The organism is Kocuria sp. U4B (genome assembly GCF_054875615.1).
Genome location: NZ_CM142180.1, coordinates 3,622,627 through 3,646,044, shown reverse-complemented (window position 1 = coordinate 3,646,044; position 23,418 = coordinate 3,622,627). Strand labels below are relative to the sequence as shown.

Genomic DNA, 23,418 nt, shown 5'->3' with positions numbered 1-23,418 from the left:
GCAACGACCGCTGCCATCCCTTCGTGCGGACCACGACCAGCACCGGGACCCTGACGAAAGCCGCCCGCCCCATCACCTCGGCGACGGCTCAAGGAGCGCGCGACGGCAGCCGGCAAGTCGTGCCTGCAGGCGTGCGCTGGGTCAGCTGAACAGCGCGGCGGCTTTCAGGAGGGTCTGGAAGATGCCATAGGCGAGGGGGACGCCCACCAGGACCCAGCCCAGAGCGAGTCGTGCACGGCTCATGTCAGTTCTCCTTCGCGAGGACCGGGGTGGCGGGCACGGTGCCGGCCGGCTCGTGGAAACGGGGGTGCACGGGGGTGACCAGGAGGTTGGCGACGAAACCGACCACCAACAGGCCCACCATGGTCAGCAGCGCCGGCTGGTAGGCCTGGGCCGTCAACTCCCCCGGAGTCCCCTGGGCGTCGAGGAACGCGTTGACGATGAGCGGCCCGGCCACGCCCGCCGCGGACCACGCCGTGAGCAGACGGCCGTGGATGGCTCCGACCTGGTAGGTGCCGAAGAGGTCCCGCAGGTAGGCCGGCACGGTGGCGAAGCCTCCGCCGTAGAAGGAGATGATCACGAAGGCCAGGGGCACGAACAGGATCGTGGAGACGGAGCCGAGCAGCGCCAGCACGGTGTAGAGCAGGGCGCCGAGACCGAGGTAGATCAGGTAGATCCGCTTGCGCCCGACGACGTCCGAGGTGGTCGACCACACGAAACGCCCGCCCATGTTGCCGATGGACAGCAGACCCACGAACCCGCCCGCGGCGGCCGCGGTGACCAGCGAAGCGCCGTCCGCCTGGCGGAAGAAGTCCTGGATCATGGGCGCGGCCTGCTCGAGGATGCCGATCCCGGCGGTCACGTTGCAGAAGAGGACCACCCACACGCACCAGAACTGCTTGGTGCGGATCGCGTTGCGGGCGGAGACGTGGGCGGTGGTGACCAGGGCCTTCTTCTTCACCGTCGAGGGGTCGAAGCCGGCCGGCGCCCAACCGGGGGCGGGCACCTTGATGGTGAACGCGCCGAACATCATGTACGCGAAGTAGACGACCGCGAAGGTCAGGAACAGCTTGCCGACGGCGTCGCCGCCGGCCACCCAGCCCTCGGTCCCGGAGTTGGGGTCGTAGAAACCCAACAGCGCCGAGGAGAGGGGGCTGGCGATGAGCGCGCCGCCGCCGAAGCCCATGATCGCCATGCCGGTGGCCAGGCCGGGCCGGTCGGGGAACCACTTGATCAGGGTGGAGACCGGGGAGATGTAGCCGATGCCGAGCCCGATGCCCCCGATGAAGCCGTAGCCGACGTAGACCAGCCACAGCTGACGGGTGAAGATCCCCAGCGCGGCGACGAGGAACCCCCCGGTCCAGAACAAGGCGGCGGTGAACATCGCCTTGCGCGGCCCGTTGGTGTCCACCCAGGTGCCGAAGACGGCGGCGGACAGCCCGAGCATCACGATCGCGATGGAGAAGATCACCCCGATCTGCGTCAGGCTCGCGTCGAAGTGCTGGACGAGCGCGGTCTTGTAGACGCTGGTCGCGTAGGCCTGCCCGATGCACAGGTGCACCGCCAGGGCTGCCGGCGGGATCAGCCAGCGGTTGAATCCAGGAGGCGCCACCGTGTGCGCCCGGTCGAGCCATCCCATGGTTGAGCTCCCTCATCAGGGGTCGTACGGCCCCCTGCGGCGGGGATCACGACCTTGGTCACCGGACGATCATGCCTCAGACGCACACTATCGTGAACCGCCTCACATCGGGCACCTCTTCGTCGCTCTGTTCCCAGAAGGAGGCAGGCGGGCTGCCGGCGGGGTGGTGGCGACGGTCGCCCCCGGGCCCGCACGTGGCGCGGGCGTTGAGCCGGGTGGTGGCCAGGGCCGTGCCGGCCTCGGTCTCGACCGGCTCGGCGAAGGGCTGCCCGGCCACAGGCTCCCCGGTCGTGGCCCCGCCACCACCCCTGCAGCGGGTGCGCCCCAGCCTCCGAGGCCACCGCTGCCTCGTCGAACTGCGGAGGCGACGCACGGGCTCCGCCCACGTCGTGGGCGACGTCGAGCTCACCGTCGTCGCCCCTGCGCGCGGCGTCCGAACGAGCTTCAGCGGCTGCACCAGGTCAAGCGCGAGGCCGAGCACGAGGTCGAGGTGGAGCCCATGGGCGGTGGTGGGACCTCCCCGAGGACATCACCCTCACCACGGGCCCCTCCGAGTCGCCGCGAACGGTCGCCACCACGCCATGGACACCATGGCCGTGGGCTCCTGCCCTGAAGGCGGTCGATGTTCGACGCCCGACCTTCCCGGCAAGCCGACGATGATCAGCGGCGCATACCCGGCCTGTCCCACCCACGCCCGGCCACCGGTTCCGTGGCGAGCTCGAGATACTCCACCGAACTGGCCGAGATCAGGACCCCGGGACGGTGACCGTCGACCTCGCAACGCACCAGCACGACCATTCCCAGCTCGGATGGCTCGTAGGGGGCGCACAGCACGGTCTCACCGGCACGCAGATTCAGCCCCGCGCGGTCAGCGCGCACCCGGCACCGGGACAGTCGTGAGACGTCCACCGAGGGTGTGACGTCGCAGGCGATGCCCACCCCGATGCCCTCGGCGACGGGCGCAGGAGCAGCGGCGGATGGCGTGGACAGGGATTCGAGGACGTTCATGGGCGGGGCCTCCAGGTCGTCAAGCGCACCGGAATCTGCAGCACGTGCAGGCATCGGACGGGGTGGTCGACGACGCTGTCCAGCTCCAGCCTAGTGACCGGCGCCATAGGCCAGCAGCGGGTTGTCGAAACCTTCACCCCGTGTTCATGTTCCCCTGGCCCGAGACGTCACGGCCCTGGAGCGGTCCGTCCCCTTCTGGTCCCGGGCAACCTGGCGGGGAATGTTGGATGTTCGGCGGTTGTTCGTCCGGGCATGGTCTACCGGCTGTCTCCGGTGCTCAGCCTGGGAGCTATGAAGGTTCCCCGGAGTGCGCCCCACCCAGTGGCCGAGTGCACGGTCCGGCTCGGGATCCGACGTGGCTGAGGTGCTGGTGCCGATGGCCGGGCTCGGCTCGGCGCTGGTGGCCGGTTTCTACGTCGCTTTCTCGGCGGTGGTGATGCCGGCCCTCGAGCGCCGTCCGGCCGCCGAAGCCGTCTCCACGATGGTGGCGATCAACGAGGCCGCGGTACGGCTCCCGTTCATGGCGCTGTTCTTCGGTTCCGCCGCCGCCAGTGCGGCCACAGTGGTCGCCGCACCGATCGAGGACGACCCGGCCGTGGCGCTACGGGTGGCCGGGGCGGTGGCGTCCTTGGCGGGGTGGGTGCTGACGATAGCGGTCAACGTGCCGCTCAACACCGGCTTGGCCCGCCATCCGCCCACCGCCCGTGCAGCGGCGTGGGCCGGCTACACCCGGGCCTGGACCAGGGCCAACCATCTGCGGGCGGCGTCGTCGACCATCGGCGCCGTCCTCCTGCTGACACCGGTCTGACGCCCCGGCACCGGGCTCCACTGCGCCACCCCCTCCGGCGGCCTTGCCCCATGGGCGCGGCTCCTCGACCGGTGCTCCCCCACCACGGCCGGAACGAGCTGTGGGACCACCTGTCCGTCGCGTGGGGCACCACCATGGGGCGGTCACCCCTGAGGGTGCTGCACCGGGCGTCCGTTGGGGGCTGGCTTTGCGCCGCCGTCGCCTCCAGGGGCGCTCGTGGATGGCGTTGCCGGTTTCGTCGTTCGGCGATGCATCCCGTCGACGGCCGAAAGAAGTGCCAGTGATGAAGTGACCGCCACGATCATCAGGCGGGCGGGTCCCCCCCAACATGGTGTCCTGGGCCATCGCCGTGTAGGACAGCGGCCCGTCCCGGTCGGGGGTGCGGCCGTGGGCGCGCTGGTCGGGGGTGAGCCCCCGGTACCGGCCGGACAGCTCCTCGGCCAGCGGGCCGGGGGCCCGGAAGTCCGCGCCCCCGGTGCACCGGTCCGGGCACCGGCTGGTCGCCGCCTCCGGAAGCCCTGGCGGAGATGGCGAGGAACCCGAGAACCTCGCCCTGCCCGCCGGCCCCCGCCCGTGGGACATGCCCAGGTCCTCGCCGGCAGCCCGGCGTGTGGCCACCGGGTCGGCAATGCCTTCTCGTGTGGTCTCCCGTTCCCTCTGCGCCAGGGCAACCATGACCGTGAACACCATCGACCCCACGGGGGGGGGTGGCCTCGTCTCCCCCGCCCAGGACCAGCACCCGCACCCCGGCACCACCGATCAGCCCGAGCAGCCCCCATCACGTGCGTGGGTCAGTCCAGGAAGCTCCTCGCCGGTGGCGGAGCCCATCCCCCACGTGCAGGCAATGCAGGGACCGCCCAGCAGGTGGTGCCCCGCGCACACCACTCGATCACGGAGGGCCGGCGGCAGCCTCAGCGCGTGGCCGCGCAACGCCTCGAGCTCCGACGCACCGAGGTCACCGCCGAGCCGCAACCTCCACCACCACAGGTCCAGGACCCCGCACCCGGCCTCTCGGAGGCCCGCACGGCTCGGGCGCGCCTGCGCCCGGGCGACCGTCCCGTCATCCATCCGCCCCTGCTCGCCCGATGATGGCCTCGGTGCAGACCCAGCCACCCACCAGGCACTGCGGACCGCCCGCGTCGGTCCGGACCGGACGGTGCACCGGCCCTCGGCCGACAGGACCCAAGGAACAGCTCCCACGGCGGCTCCGTGGTGGTGAAACGGGGCCGGGGTGGACGGGCCCGGATGGGCATCTCCGGCGTCGGCTTCTGCGCCGACGACAGCGCAGGCGTGCTCAGGGCGGCATGTGGGGCGAGCGGCGGCACGGCCCTCGGTCGGCTGGTCGAGCGGGGGCACCGTGCCTAGTTGTACTGACCCGGGAGGTTGGTTAAGCGGGTGACTGGGGGCTTGTTCCCGCAGGCGGTGTGTGGCCGGTGGTGGTTGTACTCGTGGAGCCATCCTGTCAGGGCTTGGCGGCGTTCGGTCTCGCTGGTGTAGCAGCGGGCGTAGCCCCACCCGTCGGCGAGGGTCCGGTGGAAGCGCTCGATCTTGCCATTGGTCTGGGGCCGACGCGGCCGGGTGCGGGAGTGCCTGATCCCGAGGTCGGTGCAGGTATCACGCCACAGGTGCGAGACATAGGCCGAGCCGTTGTCGGACAGAACCCGTTCGATGGTGACGCCACGCTGGGCGAACCAGATCACCGCCCGTCGTAGCACGGCGGTGGCGGTCGCGGCGGTCTCCTCGTCGTGGACCTCGGCGTAGGCCACGCGGGAATGGTCGTCGATGACGGTGTGCACGAAGGCGTGGCCCATCTTCGGGTTGCGGTACTTGTTCTTCGGCTTCTCCGGGGTCCCCGCCCGGTTCTTCTTGCCCTGGGCGCGGCCGACGAAGCGCCAGCCGCCGCCGTCGGGAATGTTGCCGAACTTTTTGACGTCGACGTGCAGCATCGCTCCTGGGGTCGGGTGCTCGTAGCGGCGCACGGGCTCGCCCGTGGCCCGATCGACGTGCGCCAGGCGGGACAGGCCGCATCGGGTCAGCACGCGGTGGGCGGTGGAGGCCGCCACCCCGGTCGCGGCGGCGAGCTGGACCGGGCCGAGGCGTTTGCGCAGTCGCAGAGACACGATCCGCTTCGTGACCGGCAGCGGGGTCTTGGCCGGCATCGTGTGCGGCCGGGAGGGGCGGTCGGTCATCGGTTCCCCGGCGGCGTAGCGGGTGGCCCAGCGCTTCACGGTCGGCCACGCGCACTGGAAGCGCGCGGCGACTTCAGCGATGGGGACATGCTGATCGATGACCAGCTGCGCCACTTTGAGGCGGTGACGCGGGGTCAGAGCGGCATTAGCGTGGGACATGAGGGCCTCCTGTGCGTGAGCGGATACCTAGGCAGTTCCACTCCACCGCGGGAGGCCCTCCTTGCGCCACTGCTTCAGGTCAGCGGATCACACCCACTCCACCAACGTCCCCGGTCAGTACACCTAGTACCGGACGACGGTGGTGGTCCTGGTGGTGGCGTTCCAGTCGATCCGTCCGCGGGTGTACTTCTGGGCCCGGCCGGTGGCGGTGGCCTGCTCGTCGGTGGTGGGGTAGCCCAGGCCGTTCTGGGCGCCCAGGGCCACCCACTTCGCCCCGATGGCGCCCGTGAGCCGCACGGCTCGCGCCCCGGTGGGCGAGGACCACACGATCCGGGTGCGGGTGCTGTTCGCGCGGAACTCCTGGGCGTAGCCCCCGTCCGCCAGGCGGAGCTTCTCGGTGGCCGGCGGGCCGTAGGCCCGGGCGTAGCCGCCGGCGGCGAACTTCCGGCCGATGCCCCCGCCGTAGTCCACGGCGTGGGCGCCGGTGGCGGCCGACCAGTAGATCGCTTTCGTCCTCCCGTCGGCACCGGCGAAGCGCTGGTAGGAGGAGGAGTAGCCGGAGGCGGCCTGGGAGCCGATCGGCCTCCCCCAGGCGGTGGCCCCCAGGGCCTTCCACTTCGTGAGGATCGCGCCCCGGACCGGGAAGCCGTCGACCACGGTCGTGCCGGTGGACGGGGCGGGTGCGGGCGTGGTGGCCGAGCCGGTGGGGACGTAGCAGGTGTCGGTCGCGCTGTCGAACAGCGGGCCGGTGACCACCGGGCGTCCGGCCGGCGGGTCGATCTCGAACTCGAAGTAGCCGGTGAGGGCCTCGGCGCACCGGGTGGTGGCGGCGGCGGAGTCGGCGAGGGAACCGCCGATCCACATGTCGATCCACTCGGGCTTCTGCCCGCAGGAGGCGCACGTGTCCTCCAGGACGAAGTAGCGCTTGACGTGGGGCAGGTAGAACCGGGTGCCCGGGGCGTAGTCGCCGATCTGGGCGGCGAGGGTGATGGGGTCCGTGTAGGTGCCGGTGCCTCCGGCCTCGGTGTGGACGGTGCGGGCGTCCCACGCCGAGGAGTAGGCGATGGCCCGGGACCCGGCCGGGTCGTTGTCGTGGATCGTGTAGCCGGTGATGAAGCCGGTCCTGACCGTGCCGACGGCGGCGGCACCGGGAACGGTGCCGGCCGGTGGGGTGGGCGACGCGGCGGCCGGGGCGGGGGCGGGGGGTTCCGCGTGGGCGGGCACGGCAGTGGCGGCGAGGCCGCCGGCCAGGAGGGCGGCGGCGAGGGCACGGGTGGGCAGGGCGGAGGGCAGCAGCTTCAAGGGGGCCTCTTCAGGGGGGTCAGAGGATGGGGTCGACCTGCGGGGACAGCCCGTCCCGCCGGTCCCTTCAACCTATGGCAGCTGCAAATAGGAGTGTGTGCATTTCGCTGTATGACAAGCCACCAAGGGTGCCGCAGACGTGGGCCGGCGCCAGGATCGGGGGAACGAGCACTCGGTCCGCCTGCCGTACTGACTCACCAGGCCGGTGATGATCAGGAGGAATTCCCGGGGCGAGTGTGGAGGTGACCGGATTCCCACCCCGGCGGTCTCCCGGGTCAGATCCGCTCCGCGCGCGGTCCTGGCGGGCGGTGAGGTCGGGGACGGTGTTGGTGCGTGCGGGCTGGTACCAGCCGACCGGCTTGCCCTTCAGCGCCTGGAGCAGGCAGGCGCAGAGCAGGGAGGCGCGCAGCGGTTCGCAGATCACCCGGTAGAGGGGCACCACCAGCAGGTGCGCCCAGGACTCCCCGACCATGCGCAGGGCGATGACGCAGATGATCGCGGGGAGCCCGGCGACGAAGGCGGCGACGGCGAGGAGGGGAACCCGGTTGCCGGCGGCGAGGTCGAGTCCGGCCACCACCACGGTCAGCGGCAGGAACACCAGCGGGATCACGGTGGCCAGCATCGTGTGGGGCAGCGCGATCAGCCCCAGCGCCCCGTAGCGGGGGCGGAAGAGCATGTCGGCGTGCTCCCACAGCGCCAGGAGTTCCTTGGTGCCGTCCCCGTGCACGATCGTGGAGGTGCCCGACCTGATTTCTTGAAGGGCGGCGTCCATGTCAGCGGCGTCGATCAGGTCAGTGCTGCGGGCGTAGGCCTCGGCTGCCTCCGCCGACGGCCAAGGTCAGGGCGGCCCCCGCGATCCCCGCCCGAGGAAAACGGCGCACCACTCCTGCCCCGCGCCGGTGGCGGCGGTCTCAAGGACCATGTGCTGCAGATCCTGCTCCGCCTGCGCGCAACGAGTGGTGGGCGGTGCCGCGGAGCTCAGCAGCACCTTCAGCGCATCAGGTTCCTCGGAGGCTCGGGGGGAGCCGGGTGAGGGTGCCTCGGGTCCTCTTCCGTCGCAGGGGAACGCATAGACCTTGCACAGCCCCGGACGAGACCAAGACGTCCACGCCGCACCAACGATCCTCTGAGCCGGGGAACCCAGTCCCCCCAGCGCGCGAGCAGCCCCCTCAACCCAGTGCACAGCGCGTCACTGCTCAGCCGGTGGATCTCTTCCGTTCCTCTGGTCGCCAGGTACGAGATCCCTGGGTGGACAAGCAACTGCGATCACGCAGGGCTAAGGCAGCGCCGCCCACGGCGCCACAGAACCCCCCGTAGGGGACGAGCAGCATCCCGATGAACAACCATCCGCCGTCGTGGACCAAGTCCAGGAACCAGCACGGCACCAACAGCGCCCCGCCTCCCAGGGTCATCACCGCGACACGCACCGTGGTGGGCAGTTCGTAGTCGCCCCCGGCTTCCCAGCACGGCCCCCACACCACCTGGGTCCACACCAGACCGACCACTGCGAGCATCGCCCAGATTGCCAGCCAGTCCGCCCGAGTGCTGTCCACCGACCCCACGCCGGCATAAGCCAGAGACAGCACGGCGGTCAGTGCCTGGAACACCAGATAGGTGCTCCAGGGATGCGCCTTCACGGCTCGTCTCATCGGCTGCCGCCTCCTCGCTGGGTCGACTCCACCGTACGCGCCATATCCGGGGAAGCGCGGCAGGACCTCGGCCCGCAGCTGCTGGAGGGAACGTTCATTGCGGCGCGATGCGCTGCTCACCGGGCCCTCTGTCCAGCGGAGGGGGTTGCCGTGTGCACCGAGTGAAGGTCGTCTCATACTGGTGATCCCGTAGCCGCTGGGGGTCATCTGCCTACGATGACGAGGAGCGGACGGGCAGCCCGCCGGTCCGTCGACCGAGGAGGATCTCCATGAAGGCACTCGTCTATCACGGACCGGGGAACAGGGCGTGGGAGGACGCCCCTGAACCCACCATCCAGGACCCGACCGATGTCATTGCGAAGGTCGACACGACGACCATCTGCGGCACCGATCTGCACATCCTCAAGGGCGATGTCCCGGCCGTGACCGACGGCCGGATCCTCGGCCACGAGGCGGTCGGCACCATCACCGAGGTCGGCGACGCCGTGACCGGCCTGAAGGTCGGTGACCGCATCATCATTCCCGCCATCACCAACTGCGGGAAGTGCTCCTACTGCAAGAACAACCAGTCCTCTCACTGCCTGACCCTCGGGGGCGTGGGCTGGGTCTTCGGTCATCTGATCGATGGCACGCAAGCCGAGTACGTGCGCGTGCCCTTCGCGGAGACCTCCGTGCACCGGGTCCCCGAAGGGCTCGACGACGAGGACGTCTTGTTCCTCACCGACGCCCTGCCTACCGGCTTCGAGATCGGCATCCTCAACGGCAATACCAAGCCCGGCGACACGGTAGCCGTCGTGGGCGCAGGCCCCGTCGGCCTGGGCGCGGTCATGACCGCCAACCTCTGCGGGGCGGGACGGGTGATCACGGTGGACCTCGACGAGAACCGCATGGACAAGGCGCTGGAGCTCGGCGCCACCGACAAGGTCAACGCCGGCGACGCGGACGCCGTCGCGAAGATCAAGGCCCTGTCCTCCGACGGCCTGGGGGTGGACGTGGCCATCGAGGCTGTGGGGGTGCCTCAGACGTTCCAGACCTGCCTGGACATCGTTCGCCCCTACGGCACCGTGGCCAACGCCGGCGTGCACGGGAGACCGGTCGAGCTGCCCCTGGACAAGCTGTGGATCTCGAACGTGCGGATCAACATGGGCCTGGTCGACTGCCGCACCGTGGGGAACCTGCTCAACATGGTCCGCTCCGGGCGGCTCGACGCGAAGGCGATGGCCACGCACCACTTCACGATGTCCCAGATGGAGGAGGCCTATGACCTTTTCGGCAACGCCGCCGAGCACCGGGCCGTGAAGGTGGTCATCCGGGCGGATTGACGGCCATGGCCTCGTCCGCGAGATGCGCGGTAGCACCGCCCAGCTCACCATGCACACCGCCGGAGTGCGGACCCGCCCCTGCCGGTCAGTCCGACCTCCAGCGCACCGGGAACCGCTCGTGCGGGACACTGGCAGGTGGACGGGGTGGTCAGGCCGGTCCGAGCCGCCCGGTGGAGAGCTCGCTCAGGTACGACATGCATCACGACTCGCACCCGAGGAAGCGGGCTCAGATGTTCGCCGCTTGTGGAAGCTCCCGGATCCGCCGATCGAGGGTGGCCCGCCGAGCCCATGGGGGTGGCTGTGTCCATGTCACCCCCACCCGGGTTCAGCACCCGCAACCCTGCTCCCCGGCTGCGCCGTCGTTCGGTGGAGGTCAGCCTGTCCGGCATCAGCCGACGAAGCCCGCAGCGGACCCCGCATGCACTACTGGGGAAAATGGGAAGCTGTCGTGCTGGCGTGGACGCTCGTCGTGGGAGGATTCCACCTCGACCCCCGCCCGATGATCGGAGCCTCTCTTGTCGAACCTGCGGCTGCTTGCCCTGCTGATGGCCGGGGCTCTGCTCTTCGTGGCGGGGATCGTGATGCTGGGTTCGATCACCAACGCGGTGGCGACCGGTTCGGGAGGATCATGGGTGGTCGCTGCCGCCTCCGCTCTCGCCCTGGCCGGCCTCGCGCCCGGAGCCCGGAGGCTGGCCACCACGACCCCACGGCCGAACTCGAGGCCGGCGTCGTCCTACCCCGGTGATGCGGGGGTCCGGTTGGACATCGCCTCCGTGGTGGCGGTGGTGCTCCTGGGGTCCGTCCAACTGCTGTTCATCGCTGTGGTCCACGAGGGCGCCCAGTACACCTGCACGACCTCGCCGCTGCCTCCCGGTGCCAGCGATGCCCCCGCGCAGGCCGAGATGACCGTGCTGCCGCCGTCGTTGGTGTGCCACCACCCCGCGCCGGGAGATCCGGCGACCATGATCTCGGTGCACCGTTTCTCCGCGGGCCCGTGGCTGTTCTTCACCTGCCTCACCGCGCTGGTCCTCACGCTCTCGGGCGGGCTGCTCCTGCGCCTGCGGCACCGGTGGAGGACGGCGGGAAGGACCACCACCAGGTCCTCCCCGCCCTCCACCGGTGCGGCCGCAGGAGAAGGCCCCTCCGCTGCCCGGAGCTCTCTGCCGGTCTCCCGGCTGGCTCCGGTCCTGGCCTTGGGCGCCTGCTTGCTGGTCGTGGGATGGCTGGCGGTGTGGGCGATGACCGCCACGGTGCGTGCCCCCTCCTGGGCGATGGGGATGATCAGCGCAGCCCTGCTCATGGTCGTGCTGCGCGTGGTCCTCACGGCCCGCCACCTCGCCAGTGCACCGACTCCACCCGCCGCCGCAGCGCCCCTGGCGCTCCCGGCGCCGGTGAGTCGGGGATGGGCATGGCCTCCGGCCGTCCTGGCCGCCGTCGCCGTGCTGGTCTGGAGCATCAACCAGCTCTTCTACGGCTACCGGGTCCGGGATGGGCCCGGCTACGCCTGCGCCACCGACTGGCCGGTGCCCACCAGCATCATCAGCAGCAGCATGGTCACCGCGGACACCACCGCCTTTCCCCCCACGCTGATCTGCCACTACGCCCCGGCCCCCGGGGCTGCACACACCATCACCGTTGACCACTACCCCACCGGACCCGAGGTCTTCTACACCAGCCTGGGGGCCCTGACGGTGGCCGCCTTCCTCGGGCTGGTGCTCCTCGCCCGCTTCCACCGGCGGGAAAGAGCGCAGACCGCCGTGGCAGCAGCCCGGCATCAGTAGTCGTCCTCAAGGGCGGCAGCTCCATCCCATGCCCACAGGAACAACGACCACCATGGAATCCCGTCTGCACTGTGCGCCAATGGTGGGTGGTTCGAGGCCCTTCGTGCGGTCGGTGCTTCGTCGTGAGCCGTGAGACCTCGGCGACCCCGCCGCCGGATCAGGTGCATGACCGTGGCCGCTGGTCCTGCGTGCTGTTCCTGGACGGCTTACCGCGCCCTGACGTCGAACAGCCGCGTGCGGCACGTGTCACGGGCTCAGGGCCCGTGGAGCGCTCCGACCACGAGAATCGCCACAGGAACGCAGAGCGAACCGAAAGCCACAGCCACGGCCCCCAGAAGCTCTTGCTGCGCGCGGAAGCCGGCGATGCCACCCACGATCCCGCTGGTCGTGGGCAGCGCGAACGCCCACAGCGGCTTGGCCGCTCCAGCGCCCCGCCAATCGAGCAGCACCAGCGTCAGCGCGGTGGAGACCCCGAAGGACGCCCAGGCGATCGCCGCCAGAAGGCGCTGCTGCTTCTCGGGAACCTGTGTTCCCACCATCAGTTGTGCCGCCTCTCCTCCACCGTGGGTGGAATGCTCGCAGGAATCGGTGCTCGACAAGCAGGACGTCATCGTGGGCCGGGACCCCGCGCGGGGCCGGCAGCCACGACATCGCGCCTGCACCGTGTCCTGCGCGCCGGGAGGACGGACGGGGTCCACGACGGCGGAAGGCGCGGCGCGCCGGGCGACCCCGGCGGCCTCGGAGGCCTGGGTGTGCCGGGTCCGGATGCCGGCGACACGGTTGCGGTCGACCCCGACCGAAGCCGCCATGCGCGTCAACGGCACGCACACGCCCGGGAACAGACCGATGCCGCACGACAACGGGATCAGGGCAAGATCGTCGTCGCTCACCAGGCACTTCCGACAGGGAATCCTTTCGACCGTACGTGCTGGGGCCGCCCACCACGATTCCGGTGCATCCGTGCCGGTGCCCGAGCAGGCCCCCGAGCCAGTCCGCAGGACATCGCCGGGCCGGGCCCACGCACGAACTGCTACTGCAGCACGGGACACGCGCCCTGAAGCAGCCGCGGCGACTGCCGCCCCTGGTCCGTGGCACCCACGGTGCAGACCGGCGAAAGTTGCCAGTTCGGGTGGGAGCCATGTCCACGGCAGCTTCCAGATGGAGGCGCGGAGTGGGAGACACCGGTATCGAGCTGTCCTCCGCGCGCACCAGCAACTTAATCTCCGTGGACCCCAGCACGGTGCCCTCCGCCCCGCCGGCCACCGGGCGGTCGGTGATCGCCCGGTGTCGCGCCCGCGGTGCCTCCGTCACCACATCGCGGGCGAGTTCCTCGTCGATGGTCCGGTGCACGGTCGCCCGGTCGTGCGGCTCCGGCGGCCTCCCGCCGGAGAGCGGTTGCTCGGAAGGGTCTAGACTGCGGCAATGTCATCCACGGACCCCGTTCCCCAGTCCAAGCTCAAACAAGGCATCACCGGCAAGCTGCTGTATCTGTTCATCCTCGGTGATGTTCTCGGGGCCGGCGTCTACGCGCTGGTGGGAGCAGTGGCCGCCGATGTCGGCGGGGCGATCTGGGTGCCGCTGGTGTTCGCGCTGCTGCTGGCCCTGCTGACGGCGGGTTCCTACGCCGAACTGGTCACCAAGTACCCCAAGGCCGGTGGTGCGGCCGTGTTCGCCCAACGGGCCTACCGCAGCCCGGTCATCTCCTTCCTGGTGGGCTTCTGCATGCTCGCCGCCGGCGTCACCAGCGCCGCCGGGCTGGCCCTGGCCTTCGGCGGCGACTACCTCTCCGTGTTCGTGGACGTCCCGCCGGTTGCCGCAGCCGTGGTCTTCCTCACCCTTGTCGCTGTGCTCAACGCCCGCGGGATCACCGAGTCGGTGCGCAGCAACGTGGTCATGACGGTGATCGAGGTCTCCGGGCTGCTCCTGGTCATCGTCCTGGTCGCGGTCTTCGTCGGGCAGGGCAATGGCAACCCGGCGCAGATCTCCCAGTTCCCGGACGGGGCGAACCCGGCCGCGGCCGTGCTGGCGGCCTCCCTGCTGGCCTACTACTCCTTCGTGGGGTTCGAGGTCTCGGCCAACGTCGCCGAGGAGGTCCGCGACCCGGCCCGGGTCTACCCCAAGGCGCTCTTCGGTGCGCTGGCCACCGCCGGGATCGTCTATCTGCTCATCGGCCTGGCTTCTGCCGCTGCGCTGCCGGCCGAGGACCTGGCCGGCTCCAGCAGCCCCCTGCTCGATGTCGTCACCGCCACCGGCTTCGGCGTCCCGCCCTGGCTGTTCAGCGCCGTCGCGCTGATCGCCGTGGCCAACGGCGCGCTGCTGACCATGATCATGGCCAGCCGCCTGGCCTTCGGCATGGCCGAGCAGGGGTTGCTGCCCTCCGGGCTGGGCCGGGTCCTGCCGGCCCGGCGCACCCCCTGGGTGGCGATCGTGGCGACCACACTCATCGCGATGGTCCTCACCATCACCGGCGAGGTGGCCGTCCTGGCCGAAACCGTGGTGCTGCTGCTGCTGTTCGTGTTCCTGAGCACCAACATCGCCGTGCTGGTGCTGCGGCGCCAGGACGTCGGCCACAAGCACTTCCGGGTCTTCACCCCTGTTCCGTACCTGGCCGTGGCCTCCTGCCTGCTGCTGATGAGCCAGCAGGCACCCGGCGTCTGGCTGAGGGCCGGGATCCTCGTGGCGATCGGGCTGGTGCTCTACCTCGCCGGCCGGGCGGCCGGCGGTCGGAAACCCCCGATGCGCCAGGCCGCGCCGTAGAGGCGCCCAGCACAGCGTTCAGGGCGATGCGCTCCGGTGTTGCCGGTCCGGATGTCCGCGTCGGGCTCGACCGTCACCGTGGTCCCCGGCAAGGTGAGTCGTACGGTGGGACGGGGCGTGATCGGCCCACAGCTCTCCTCGCCCACCGGCTCCCTCCTGTTCCTGCGGGGCGGGCCCTCTGCCCCGACCACAGCCGCACAACCCCTGAAAGGCTGAAGGGATGAACTCACAGCAGGCCCCGCGAAGCTCTGCGCCCTCGTCCGCTCACAGCGGCACGCTTCCCGACGGCACGGGTCCCGCCCGGCACGTCATCGTCCTTCCCGGCGGTGGATACGCCGGTCATGCGGACAACGAGGCGGAACCCGTCGCCGAGTGGCTGGACCGGCTCGGCCTCTCAGCGAGCGTGTTCCGCTATCCGGTGGGCGCCGTGCACCCCGCTCCGCTGGAGGCCGTGCGGGCCGAGATCCGCCGGATCAGGGAAGGCGGCGCCGAGCAGATCGCCCTGCTGGGCTCGTCCGCCGGTGGGCACCTGGCCGGCCATGCCGCCCTGACCGCCTCACCGTCGGCCCCCGAGAGGGTCGACGCCGCAATCCTGTGCTACCCGGTGGTGTCCATGGAACTCGACACCCATCAGGGCACCCAACGGGAGTTGCTGGGCGCCGCTCCGCAGGCCGAGGCGCGGGTCGCAACGTCGCTGAACCACCTGGTGACCGTGACGGCTCCGCCCTTCTTCATCTGGCACACCGCCGACGACCCCTCGGTGCCGGTGCAGCACTCCTATCTCCTGGCTCAGGCGCTGGCAACGAAGGGGATACCCCACGCCCTGCACGTCTTCCCGTCAGGACCGCACGGCCTCGGACTCGCCCAGGGCACCGGAGAACCGGAAGCCTGGCCGGTACTGTGCGCGTCTTGGTTGTCCGCACTGGGGTGGCTCACCGGACCTGCTGCACGTTCCGTGGCGAGCCCCTGAACGCGCTGCACGCCCTGTCCTGATCAGCCGGCACGTCCCGACCACTCTCGCACCCGAGGATGGGTGGCGAGAACGTGCCCCGCGGACACCGCCGTCCCCCAGTGTCCTCGGACGAAGGTGCCCCGCCCCATGGGCACCGAGCCCAGGGGACAACGGGCCCGTTTTCGTCAGCAGTATGATCTTCTTCACTGCCGGGGACACCCCTTGGCGGACGATCCCACGGTGGGTCGCCCCCGGATGTCCCCGGCCACGATGGGGGCGATCTTTTCCTGACCATGACTGGGGGCAGCATGGGTTCCACCGTTCGACGACTCCCGAGGACGCCTGTCGTCGCAGCCCTCGTGCTGCTGGTGTGCGCGCTGAGCCTTCTCCACGCCGGGCCGGCCCGTGCGGTCCAGGACGCCACCTCCTCGCCCGGGCCTCAGGGGCCGTACCTGGGGGCGCTGCTGGACTGGGCCACGGACTCGACCACGGCTTACGCCGATCGCCTGGGTGCACCGGCCGCCGTCTACGGCCGGCCGGTGCCGCTGCCCCTGGGTGAGCAGGAACAGGGTTATCTGCGCGACTACTTCGGCCAGGTCGCCTCCCAGGGTGCCCACGCCCTGCTCACCGTCCAGCCCGAGGTGGCCCTGGAGGACGTGGACGATGCGGCGGCCGCGGCCCTGGCCGCGCAGGTGGGCGACGTCGCCGAGGGGTACGACGGCACCGTGTTCGTCCGGTTCGCCCCGCAGATGAACGCACCCTGGGTGCCCTGGGGGCAGCAGCCCGAGGCGTACCGCGACGCCTTCCGCGCCGTGGCGAAGGCGGTGGACGCCGAACTGGGGAATCCGGTGATGGTCTGGTCGCCCACGGCCGCCGAGGACTACCCGTTCCGGGACCCCTCCACCACCACCCCGGAGGGCGGGGCCCTGGGAGCCCTGGACACCACCGGGGACGGGGTGTGGAACGTCGACGACGACGCCTACCGCCCCTACTACCCCGGCGACGACGTCGTGGACTGGGTGGGACTGACCGCCTACCACGACGAGACCGACGGGGCCTCCGTGCGCAACGCGATTCCGGAGCCGGGGGCGTTCGTCGCGCTGCTGGGCCCGGCCCGGGCCACCGGCCCGCCCGTCGAGGAGGACTTCTACGCCGCCTACGCGGCCGGCCACGACAAGCCCCTGATGGTCGAGACGGCCGCCTTCTACAGCCCCGAGGCGGAAGGCCCCTCCGAGCTCGAGGTCAAGAGCGGCTGGTGGAACCAGGTGCTCGGCGCTACCTCGGCCCCGGAGTACGGCCGGATCGGGGCGGTGGTGTGGAACGAGACCGTCGAGCAGCGTGATGCCGGGGCGGTGGACTGGCGGGCCACCACCGATCCGGACCTCGCCGCCGCCTTCGCCGGCCGGATCGAGAGCTCCGGGCTGGCGACCGGCCCGGTGATCGAGCGCTCGACCCTGGAAGGCGCGGCGCCGGCGGCCACGGGCACCACTCTGGCTGGTCCCGCGGCCTGGTCGGTGGCTGCGACCGCGCTGGTCGCGGCACTGCTGCTGTGTCTCCTGCCCCTGCTACGACCCGTCCGAGCCTGGGCCTATGCGGGCGCCACCTCCCGGGACGCCCGGATCGACATGCTGCGCGGGGTGGCCATCGTCTTCGTCGTGATCAACCACGTCGGCCTCGCCTCGCTGTTCCAGCTGCTCACCCAGGAGACCGTCGGGGTGGTCTCGGGAGCGGAGCTGTTCGTGTTCCTCTCCGGGGCCGTCCTGGGCCTCGTCTACGGGCCCCGGGTGAAGGACCAGCTGGGGGATGTGGTGGACCGCACCAGCAGGCGCGCCTGGAAGCTCTACGTCACCGCCCTGGCCGTGGTGCTGCTCGTCTACGCGCTGAGCCGGCTGCCGTTCCTCGACGCCACGGCCGTCACCACGTTCACCGACCAGGGCACCGGTGGCGCAGGGACGGGGGCGGCCGGGACGACCTACGACCTCTACGCCGGGATGGAGGGGCTGACCCAGTATCCCGTGCCCGCCCACCTGATCCCCTCGATCTTCTTGCTGCAGATCGGACCGTGGCAGTTCAACGTCATGGGCCTGTACGTGATCCTGCTGGCGTTGAGCCCCCTGGTGCTGATGGCGCTCTCCCGCGGCCGGGCGTGGCTGGTCCTGGTGATCAGCCTGGGCCTCTACGGGCTCGGCACGACGACGCGCTGGCGGCTGCTGCCGTCCCAGTTCGAGGACTCCTTCCCGTTGCTGGTGTGGCAGGTGCTGTTCGTGCTGGGCATGGTCGCCGGCTACTACCGCGCCCCGATCGTGACCTGGTTCGCCGCGCGGTCGCGGCGGGTGCTGCTGGTGGCGTGCGTGCTGGGGGCCGTGGCTCTCGCCGTCTTCTCCTGGTCCAGCCCCTACTTCACCAACGCCTACGACGTCCGCCTGGCGCTGCTCCCGGAAACCACCTTCCGCACCGTCTACGACGGCTTCTTCGAGCGCACCTTTCTCGGACCCGGTCGGCTGCTCAATGTGCTGCTGGTGGTCATCGCCGGCTACGCCCTGCTCAGCGCCTATTGGAGACCCCTGGAGAGGGCCCTGGGCTGGTTCCTCATCCCCCTGGGCCAGGCCACCTTGTACGTGTTCATCCTTCACGTGTTCCTGATTCTGGTCGCGGCCAACATCCCCGCGCTGCAGCAGGGGAACCTGTGGCTCAACACCGCCGCCTACGTTGTGGTCCTGGGCCTGCTGTGGGTCATGGTGAAGAAGAGGTTCCTGTTCCGCATCGTTCCCCGGTGAGCGTCACTCCCGAGACGCTCCGGTCCTTCCCCGCTCCGTGGTCAGCCCCCGAGCGGTTCCCGTGGGGGCAGCGCTGCGCCGACCTCGATCGGCGCCACACCGGGGCATGGACTTTCGGGAGCTCCGGCCGGCAGAACCATCGGGGCCAGGCCACCCAGGGCGGGCCGGAGAGTGCTGACCGGACTAGGCGAGGCGGCGCAGCGCCAGGACGGTGGTGTCGTCGTCGGCTTCCGGGGAGTCGGCGTAGTCGCTGCACAGCCTCACGAGCTCCTCGGCGGTGGCGGCCACGGTGTTCAGTGCGGCAGCGGTGGCCAGGGCCTGCTCGAGGTCGTCGAAGAAGTCCAGGAACCCGTCGGAGACCACCAGCAGCGTCTGCCCCGGCTCCAAGGTGTCGGTGTGGATCTCCCAGGTCCACCCCGCGACCAGGCCCACCGCCGGCCCCGAGTTGGACAGCCGCCGCGAGGCGCCGTCGGGGCTGAGGATCAGCGCCAGGCCGTGCCCGGCGTCGATGTACTCCAGCACCCCGGTCGAGGTGTCGAGCCGGGCGATGAACGCGGTGACGAACGCCCCGGCCTCCTCCAGCAGCGGCGTCAGCGCCCCGGCCGCACGCGCCATCGCCTCCGGGGCGGCGTTGTACTGGAAGGTCCCGCGCAGCACCGCCCGGGCCGAGGCCGCCAGCAGGGCCGCCGGGATCCCCTTGCCCATCACATCGGCCACCATGACCTGCAGGTCCTCGCCCAGCACCATCCAGTCGTAGAAGTCCCCGCCCAGGGACCTCGCCGGCAGACAGCGCCCAGCGGCTTCGATGCGGGCGGTGAGCAGCCCGGTGCGGGGCATGAGCATCTGCTGGACCTGGGCGGCGCGGTCCATCTCGTCCTGGGCGGCGAGCTCGCGCTCGACCCACCCGGCCATCTCGGCCAGCAGGCGACGCTCCCGCGCGTCCAGCTCCCTGGGACGGTCATCGACCAGGCACAGCGAGCCCACCGGCTCCCCGCCGGGGGCGTGCAGCGGGTGCCCGGCGTAGAAGCGCACCGGGTCCGGCCCGGCGATGAAGGCGCTGCCGGCGAACCGCGCCTCGACCACCGCGTCGGCCACCACCAGCGGGGCGTCGGCCTCGACGGTGCGGGCGCACAGCGAGTCGGTGCGGGCGGCGTGGACCAGCCCGTCCAGCCCGGTCTCGGCCTTGGTGAACTGCCGGTCGGCGTCGATGAGGTTCACCGCGGCGGCCTTCACCCCGAAGACCTGCTGGGCGATGCGCACCACCCGGTCGTAGCGCTCCTCCTTGGGGGTGTCGAGGACGTTCAGCGCGTGCAGGGCGCGCACCCGGGCTGCCTCCTCGGGGGTCCCAGCATCCACTGTCATGGCCCCTACGCTACCGGCCCCCGCGAGCACGGAGCCGCCCTGACTCCCGGTGAGCCTGACCGTAGCCAGCCACGGCACACGTCCCGCCGTGCCGTGCCACCACCAGCCGCCACCTCGAGGACCGGGTGAACGGCCTCGGATCGAGGATCGGGCCACTCCGGACAGGATTCTGTTCGTGCTCCACACCGGCTGCCGGTGGCGGGACCCGCCCCGCTCCCGGGCTGGGGGTCCGGGCACAGGGCAGGGCGCCGGCTGTGCGAGTGGCAAGAAGCCTGGTCCTGGGAGAAGCTCCTCGGCCGGCTTCCCGTCGGTGGGGTCGTTGCCTGTTTCGAGGCCCCCAGTGGGGGCTCCTGGGGCGCCTGGGCTCTTGGTTCCCCGCGTCGTTGGGGCCGAGGTGGTCGGGCGGGTGCGCTCACGGGTCCCTGGGGGGCTGGGTCGAGCGGTTCGCACAGGTCGAAGACTTGGGTGGTGAGCTCCTGGGCCTCCACCGCGTGGGCTGCCACCACGATCGCCGGTCCGGGGCGGTCGAAGCTCACCTGGTGCCGTCGGGGGCGTGGGTCTCGAACCCTGTGCCGTTGATGGCGACCTCGTCGAGCAGGGCGGAGTCGGGCAATCGCTGGACGTCGGCGGTGGCGGTGCCGCGGTACGGCACGCAGGTGCCGCGGGTGCCGGCCGGAGGCCAGGGCACCTGGCCCGGCACGGCCGGGCCAGCCTGCGCGGACGGGCCAGCCTGCGCGGACGGGACGATGGCTGTGATCAGGACGGCGGCGAGCGCCGAGACCCGGCGCGAGGTCGTGGGCATGACGAACCCTTGCTGCGAGCTGCCGGTCCCTGCGGACCTCCCCCCGGGGTGAGCCAGGTGGGGTGAGCCAGGTGGGGTGGCCGGCGGGCAGGGATCGTGGCGAGGACACACCGGCAGCGCACCAGGTGCCCTCGAGGACGCGGGCACGGCGGCGGCCGTGACCACGGACAACCACACGGCACGGGAAGCGCGGCGTCATCGCCCCGTCCCGTGGGCCCAGTGTCACCCCGTGGACGCGGTCGTGGAGGAATCACGGCCCCGATGAGGCCGTGATGGCCATGCCTTTGCCCGGGCCATCACACGACGACAAGGGCGCGCTCCTCGACCATGTGACGGGTCAGGGCCGTGCGGGGATGCCCGGCGATGGCGGTTGCCCCGGCTTCGAGGCACGCCGATCGACAGGCACGGCAACCCGGGGCGGACCCCGGTGGAGGCTGCGGGTCCGGCGTGGCCGTCAGGTCGCTGGAACGGGGAGCTGGTGAGCGGCACCCGCTGAGGGGCGCTGCGCGGCCGATCGTGCGGCCGGCCTGGCCGCAGCCGCCCGGCCGCGCAGAGGTGGCTCGGTGGCAGCGTGGGCATGGGCGTAACGAAGGGACCACGCAGCGGTGCCAAGGGCCGGTGGAGTCCCACAATGGGGGTGACCTGGGTGGTCGCATCCGGAGAGGGGGTGATGGGGGTGCCTGAGGCCTCCGCACGGGAGCTGGTGGAGTTGTTCAGCCGGCTGCAGTCCATCCTGCTGGGCCAGGACACCGCCCCCACCACGGTGGACCAGCTGGCGCAGCTCGCCCGGCACCTGATTCCTGGTGCGGAGGGGGCGGGGGTGGTCTTGCTCGAACCCGGCGGCGGGGAGATCACCACCACGGCCATCGATGCGGTGCTTGCCGCCGCCGAGGACCTCGAGCACGCCCTGGACGAAGGCCCCTGCTACAGCGCCTGGGCCACGGGACGGACCGAACGCGTGGAGGACACCGCCACCGACATCCGCTGGCCGGCCTGGTCCCCGGCCGCCCGTCAGCTGGGGATCCGCTCGATGCTGGCCACGCCGCTGATGTTCGGAGCCGAAGCCCTCGGCGTGGTGGAGGTCTACGCCACCACTCCGCACGCTTTCACCGCCGCCGATGAACGCACCATGGGCCTGCTGGCCGCGGCGGTGGCCGCCCTGCTGGGATCCGGCCAGGCCACGGGCGCCGCTCCCCGTATCAGTGATGCGCTCCGGACGGTGTTCACCGACCGCCAGGCCCTCGACACCGCCACCGGCATCCTCATGGAGCGCCACCGTCTCACCCGCCCCGCAGCCCAGCGGCTGCTGGCCGAGGCCGCCCACGCCCACCACCGGTCCCTGGCCGAGACCGCCCAGTCCATCGTGGAGTCCCTCGCCGACCCGGCCGGGTGACCTCCTCCTCCGCGGCGCCCCTGCCCTCCCCGGGGTCAACGGTCGAAGGGCAGGTGGATGTTCAGCCACGCCGTCAGCCGGTGCTGCAGGGCATCGGCATCCCCGTCCCGGGCGTGCACCAGCATCGCGTCGCGCCCGAGCCGCTCCACCGCGGTGACCCCGTGGTGGGTAGTGAGTGCGGTGGCCATCCGTTCCACCAGCTGGGGGTGGTCGCCGGCGATGTCGGCGCGCACCCCGACGTCGAAGCCTTCCGGTTCGGCGACCACCACCACCGGCGGGTCCGGGGCCGGCGGGCGGTAGGGGGCCGCCTCGGACAGGTTCTTGACGGTTGCGGCGGCGTACTCGGCCAGCTCGGTGGGCCGCAGCGAGGGCTCTGCGCGTTTGAGCCGCAGCATCCCGCCCATGGGCAGCGTCGGGACGAAGACCTGGTGGCCGGCTCCGGTGAGCACCGGATGGTGGTGGAGGTGGTGCCGGGGATCCTGCGGTGAGCCCACCACCCATCTCGCTGTCGGGGCGCCGATGATGAGCACCTGGGCCAGATAGGAGACCAGTCCGTCCAGCAGGGTGAACATCGTCGCCGAGGGAATCTTCAGGCTGGTCACCGTGTGCCTGGCCCAGGAAGGCCACTGCTCGCGCGGCTGCACCGGGGAATCGGCCGAGGGGTTGGCGGCCAGCTGTGCCTGGTGGTCGGTGATCCACGCCCACAGCGGGGTCAGCGATTCCGGGGAGGCATCCAGCAGCACCTCCGGGTCCATTCCCTCCGTGCGCAGCGCAGCGTGCAGGGCCTCCAGCGCCGGGGCGCGTTCGGCAAGGAACTCCTCCAGGGCGGCGGTGGCCTGCTGATCGGCCATCCGGCGGTAGTGGGTCATCGGCACGGCCGGCTCCTACCCGCCACCGGGCTCCACCGTCGGCGGTGGGGTCCTGCCGGGGCCGGGGGCCATGGGAACGGAGTCCATGGGCCCTACCGTAGCCAGGACGCAGGGCGAAGTGGGGAGACCTGCCGTCGAGGGTCCGTCGGGGCGTGACCGAATGGTGAGCGGTCACCGGGGTGGTTCACCGACCACGCGGAGGTACACCGCCGACAGAGGTGCAGGGGTGACCGGAGGTGGAACGGGCTCCCAGCACGGTCCCTCCGCGGGTGGCCGGTCCTTTTCCTTGGCGGACCTCGTTGTCCACGAGGCGAAAGCCCGGCCAGGGGCAAACAGCCGTCACGGCGCTGGTCCGCCCTGCGGCTGCTCGTTCCGCCATCGATCATGCGGGGTGGCTCACGTGGCCCTCAGGCCGAGCCGCAACATCGCTGTGGCTGGGCGACACATTGATGTGCTCCAGCGAATGGCACTTCTTTCGCCCCGGGTGCCTCGTCGTGGTTTTCCGGGCGTCATCGGCTCGGGGTGGGATCGAGACGCAACCTCCACGGATGGCGCCTGACCGGTGGCCAAGGCGCGGGTCAGGCTGGAGGCGCCGGCTGAGCGCCTCTCTGGCGTCCGCCGTGGAGGCCCGCAGGCGGATCGAGCGGGC

The 23,418-nt window shown here is 71.2% G+C and carries 19 protein-coding genes; 7 read left to right on the top strand and 12 right to left on the bottom strand.

Annotated features, from left to right (window positions below):
* Positions 1-141: 141 nt before the first annotated feature.
* The 4 genes from ACYSMR_RS16920 to ACYSMR_RS16905 all read right to left on the bottom strand — a co-directional run bounded on the left by ACYSMR_RS16920 (position 142) and on the right by ACYSMR_RS16905 (position 2,647).
* Entirely contained in the window at positions 142-243 is a 102-nt protein-coding gene (locus ACYSMR_RS16920; protein ID WP_445298423.1) for an MFS transporter small subunit, read from the bottom strand.
* 1 nt (position 244) lies between these two features.
* Positions 245-1,639 (bottom strand): OFA family MFS transporter, encoded by a 1,395-nt coding sequence (locus ACYSMR_RS16915; RefSeq protein WP_461746732.1) that lies wholly within the window; start codon positions 1,637-1,639, stop codon positions 245-247.
* 76 nt (positions 1,640-1,715) lie between these two features.
* Entirely contained in the window at positions 1,716-1,916 is a 201-nt protein-coding gene (locus tag ACYSMR_RS16910; protein ID WP_461746730.1) for a hypothetical protein, read from the bottom strand.
* Positions 1,917-2,299: 383 nt separating this feature from the next.
* Positions 2,300-2,647 carry a hypothetical protein gene (locus tag ACYSMR_RS16905; protein ID WP_461746728.1) on the bottom strand — a complete coding sequence of 116 codons (348 nt, stop codon included), beginning with the start codon at positions 2,645-2,647 and terminating at the stop codon, positions 2,300-2,302.
* A gap of 355 nt (positions 2,648-3,002) precedes the next feature.
* Here ACYSMR_RS16905 and ACYSMR_RS16900 point away from each other — a divergent pair, with 355 nt between their 5' ends.
* Positions 3,003-3,455 (top strand): anthrone oxygenase family protein, encoded by a 453-nt coding sequence (locus ACYSMR_RS16900; RefSeq protein ID WP_461746726.1) that lies wholly within the window; start codon positions 3,003-3,005, stop codon positions 3,453-3,455.
* A gap of 1,361 nt (positions 3,456-4,816) precedes the next feature.
* On the opposite strand, the gene ACYSMR_RS16895 is transcribed toward ACYSMR_RS16900, so the two are convergent.
* The 4 genes from ACYSMR_RS16895 to ACYSMR_RS16880 all read right to left on the bottom strand — a co-directional run bounded on the left by ACYSMR_RS16895 (position 4,817) and on the right by ACYSMR_RS16880 (position 8,742).
* Entirely contained in the window at positions 4,817-5,803 is a 987-nt protein-coding gene (locus tag ACYSMR_RS16895; RefSeq protein ID WP_461746724.1) for an IS481 family transposase, read from the bottom strand.
* A 123-nt stretch (positions 5,804-5,926) separates the two neighbouring features.
* Positions 5,927-7,105 carry an LGFP repeat-containing protein gene (locus ACYSMR_RS16890; RefSeq protein ID WP_461746722.1) on the bottom strand — a complete coding sequence of 393 codons (1,179 nt, stop codon included), beginning with the start codon at positions 7,103-7,105 and terminating at the stop codon, positions 5,927-5,929.
* Between the two features lie 67 nt (positions 7,106-7,172).
* Positions 7,173-7,877, bottom strand: coding sequence for a hypothetical protein (locus ACYSMR_RS16885; protein WP_461746720.1), 705 nt, complete (start codon positions 7,875-7,877; stop codon positions 7,173-7,175).
* Between the two features lie 424 nt (positions 7,878-8,301).
* Entirely contained in the window at positions 8,302-8,742 is a 441-nt protein-coding gene (locus ACYSMR_RS16880) for a hypothetical protein (protein ID WP_461746718.1), read from the bottom strand.
* A 281-nt stretch (positions 8,743-9,023) separates the two neighbouring features.
* Here ACYSMR_RS16880 and ACYSMR_RS16875 point away from each other — a divergent pair, with 281 nt between their 5' ends.
* A complete protein-coding gene (locus ACYSMR_RS16875; protein WP_461746716.1) occupies positions 9,024-10,076 on the top strand; it encodes a zinc-dependent alcohol dehydrogenase family protein in 1,053 nt (350 codons plus the stop codon).
* 515 nt (positions 10,077-10,591) lie between these two features.
* The gene (locus tag ACYSMR_RS16870; RefSeq protein ID WP_461746714.1) at positions 10,592-11,857 is read left to right on the top strand and encodes a hypothetical protein; all 1,266 of its coding nucleotides are present in this window, start codon (positions 10,592-10,594) and stop codon (positions 11,855-11,857) included.
* Between the two features lie 254 nt (positions 11,858-12,111).
* Here the strand turns inward: ACYSMR_RS16870 and ACYSMR_RS16865 are convergent, their stop codons facing one another.
* Positions 12,112-12,747 (bottom strand): hypothetical protein, encoded by a 636-nt coding sequence (locus tag ACYSMR_RS16865; RefSeq protein ID WP_461746712.1) that lies wholly within the window; start codon positions 12,745-12,747, stop codon positions 12,112-12,114.
* Positions 12,748-13,279: 532 nt separating this feature from the next.
* On the opposite strand from ACYSMR_RS16865, the gene ACYSMR_RS16860 reads away from it, so the two are divergent.
* The 3 genes from ACYSMR_RS16860 to opgC all read left to right on the top strand — a co-directional run bounded on the left by ACYSMR_RS16860 (position 13,280) and on the right by opgC (position 18,343).
* Positions 13,280-14,614, top strand: coding sequence for an APC family permease (locus tag ACYSMR_RS16860; RefSeq protein WP_461746710.1), 1,335 nt, complete (start codon positions 13,280-13,282; stop codon positions 14,612-14,614).
* Between the two features lie 220 nt (positions 14,615-14,834).
* Positions 14,835-15,584 carry an alpha/beta hydrolase gene (locus ACYSMR_RS16855; protein ID WP_461746708.1) on the top strand — a complete coding sequence of 250 codons (750 nt, stop codon included), beginning with the start codon at positions 14,835-14,837 and terminating at the stop codon, positions 15,582-15,584.
* 290 nt (positions 15,585-15,874) lie between these two features.
* Positions 15,875-18,343, top strand: coding sequence for an OpgC domain-containing protein (gene opgC, locus ACYSMR_RS16850; protein WP_461746707.1), 2,469 nt, complete (start codon positions 15,875-15,877; stop codon positions 18,341-18,343).
* A gap of 183 nt (positions 18,344-18,526) precedes the next feature.
* Here the strand turns inward: opgC and ACYSMR_RS16845 are convergent, their stop codons facing one another.
* On the bottom strand, positions 18,527-19,705 hold the full coding sequence (locus ACYSMR_RS16845; protein ID WP_461746705.1) for a PP2C family protein-serine/threonine phosphatase: 1,179 nt from the start codon (positions 19,703-19,705) through the stop codon (positions 18,527-18,529).
* 532 nt (positions 19,706-20,237) lie between these two features.
* The gene (locus ACYSMR_RS16840; RefSeq protein WP_461746703.1) at positions 20,238-20,507 is read right to left on the bottom strand and encodes a hypothetical protein; all 270 of its coding nucleotides are present in this window, start codon (positions 20,505-20,507) and stop codon (positions 20,238-20,240) included.
* Positions 20,508-21,183: 676 nt separating this feature from the next.
* Here ACYSMR_RS16840 and ACYSMR_RS16835 point away from each other — a divergent pair.
* Positions 21,184-21,900 (top strand): GAF domain-containing protein, encoded by a 717-nt coding sequence (locus ACYSMR_RS16835; RefSeq protein WP_461746701.1) that lies wholly within the window; start codon positions 21,184-21,186, stop codon positions 21,898-21,900.
* Positions 21,901-21,935: 35 nt separating this feature from the next.
* Here the strand turns inward: ACYSMR_RS16835 and ACYSMR_RS16830 are convergent, their stop codons facing one another.
* Positions 21,936-22,775 carry a hypothetical protein gene (locus ACYSMR_RS16830; protein ID WP_461746699.1) on the bottom strand — a complete coding sequence of 280 codons (840 nt, stop codon included), beginning with the start codon at positions 22,773-22,775 and terminating at the stop codon, positions 21,936-21,938.
* Between the last annotated feature and the right edge of the window lie 643 nt (positions 22,776-23,418).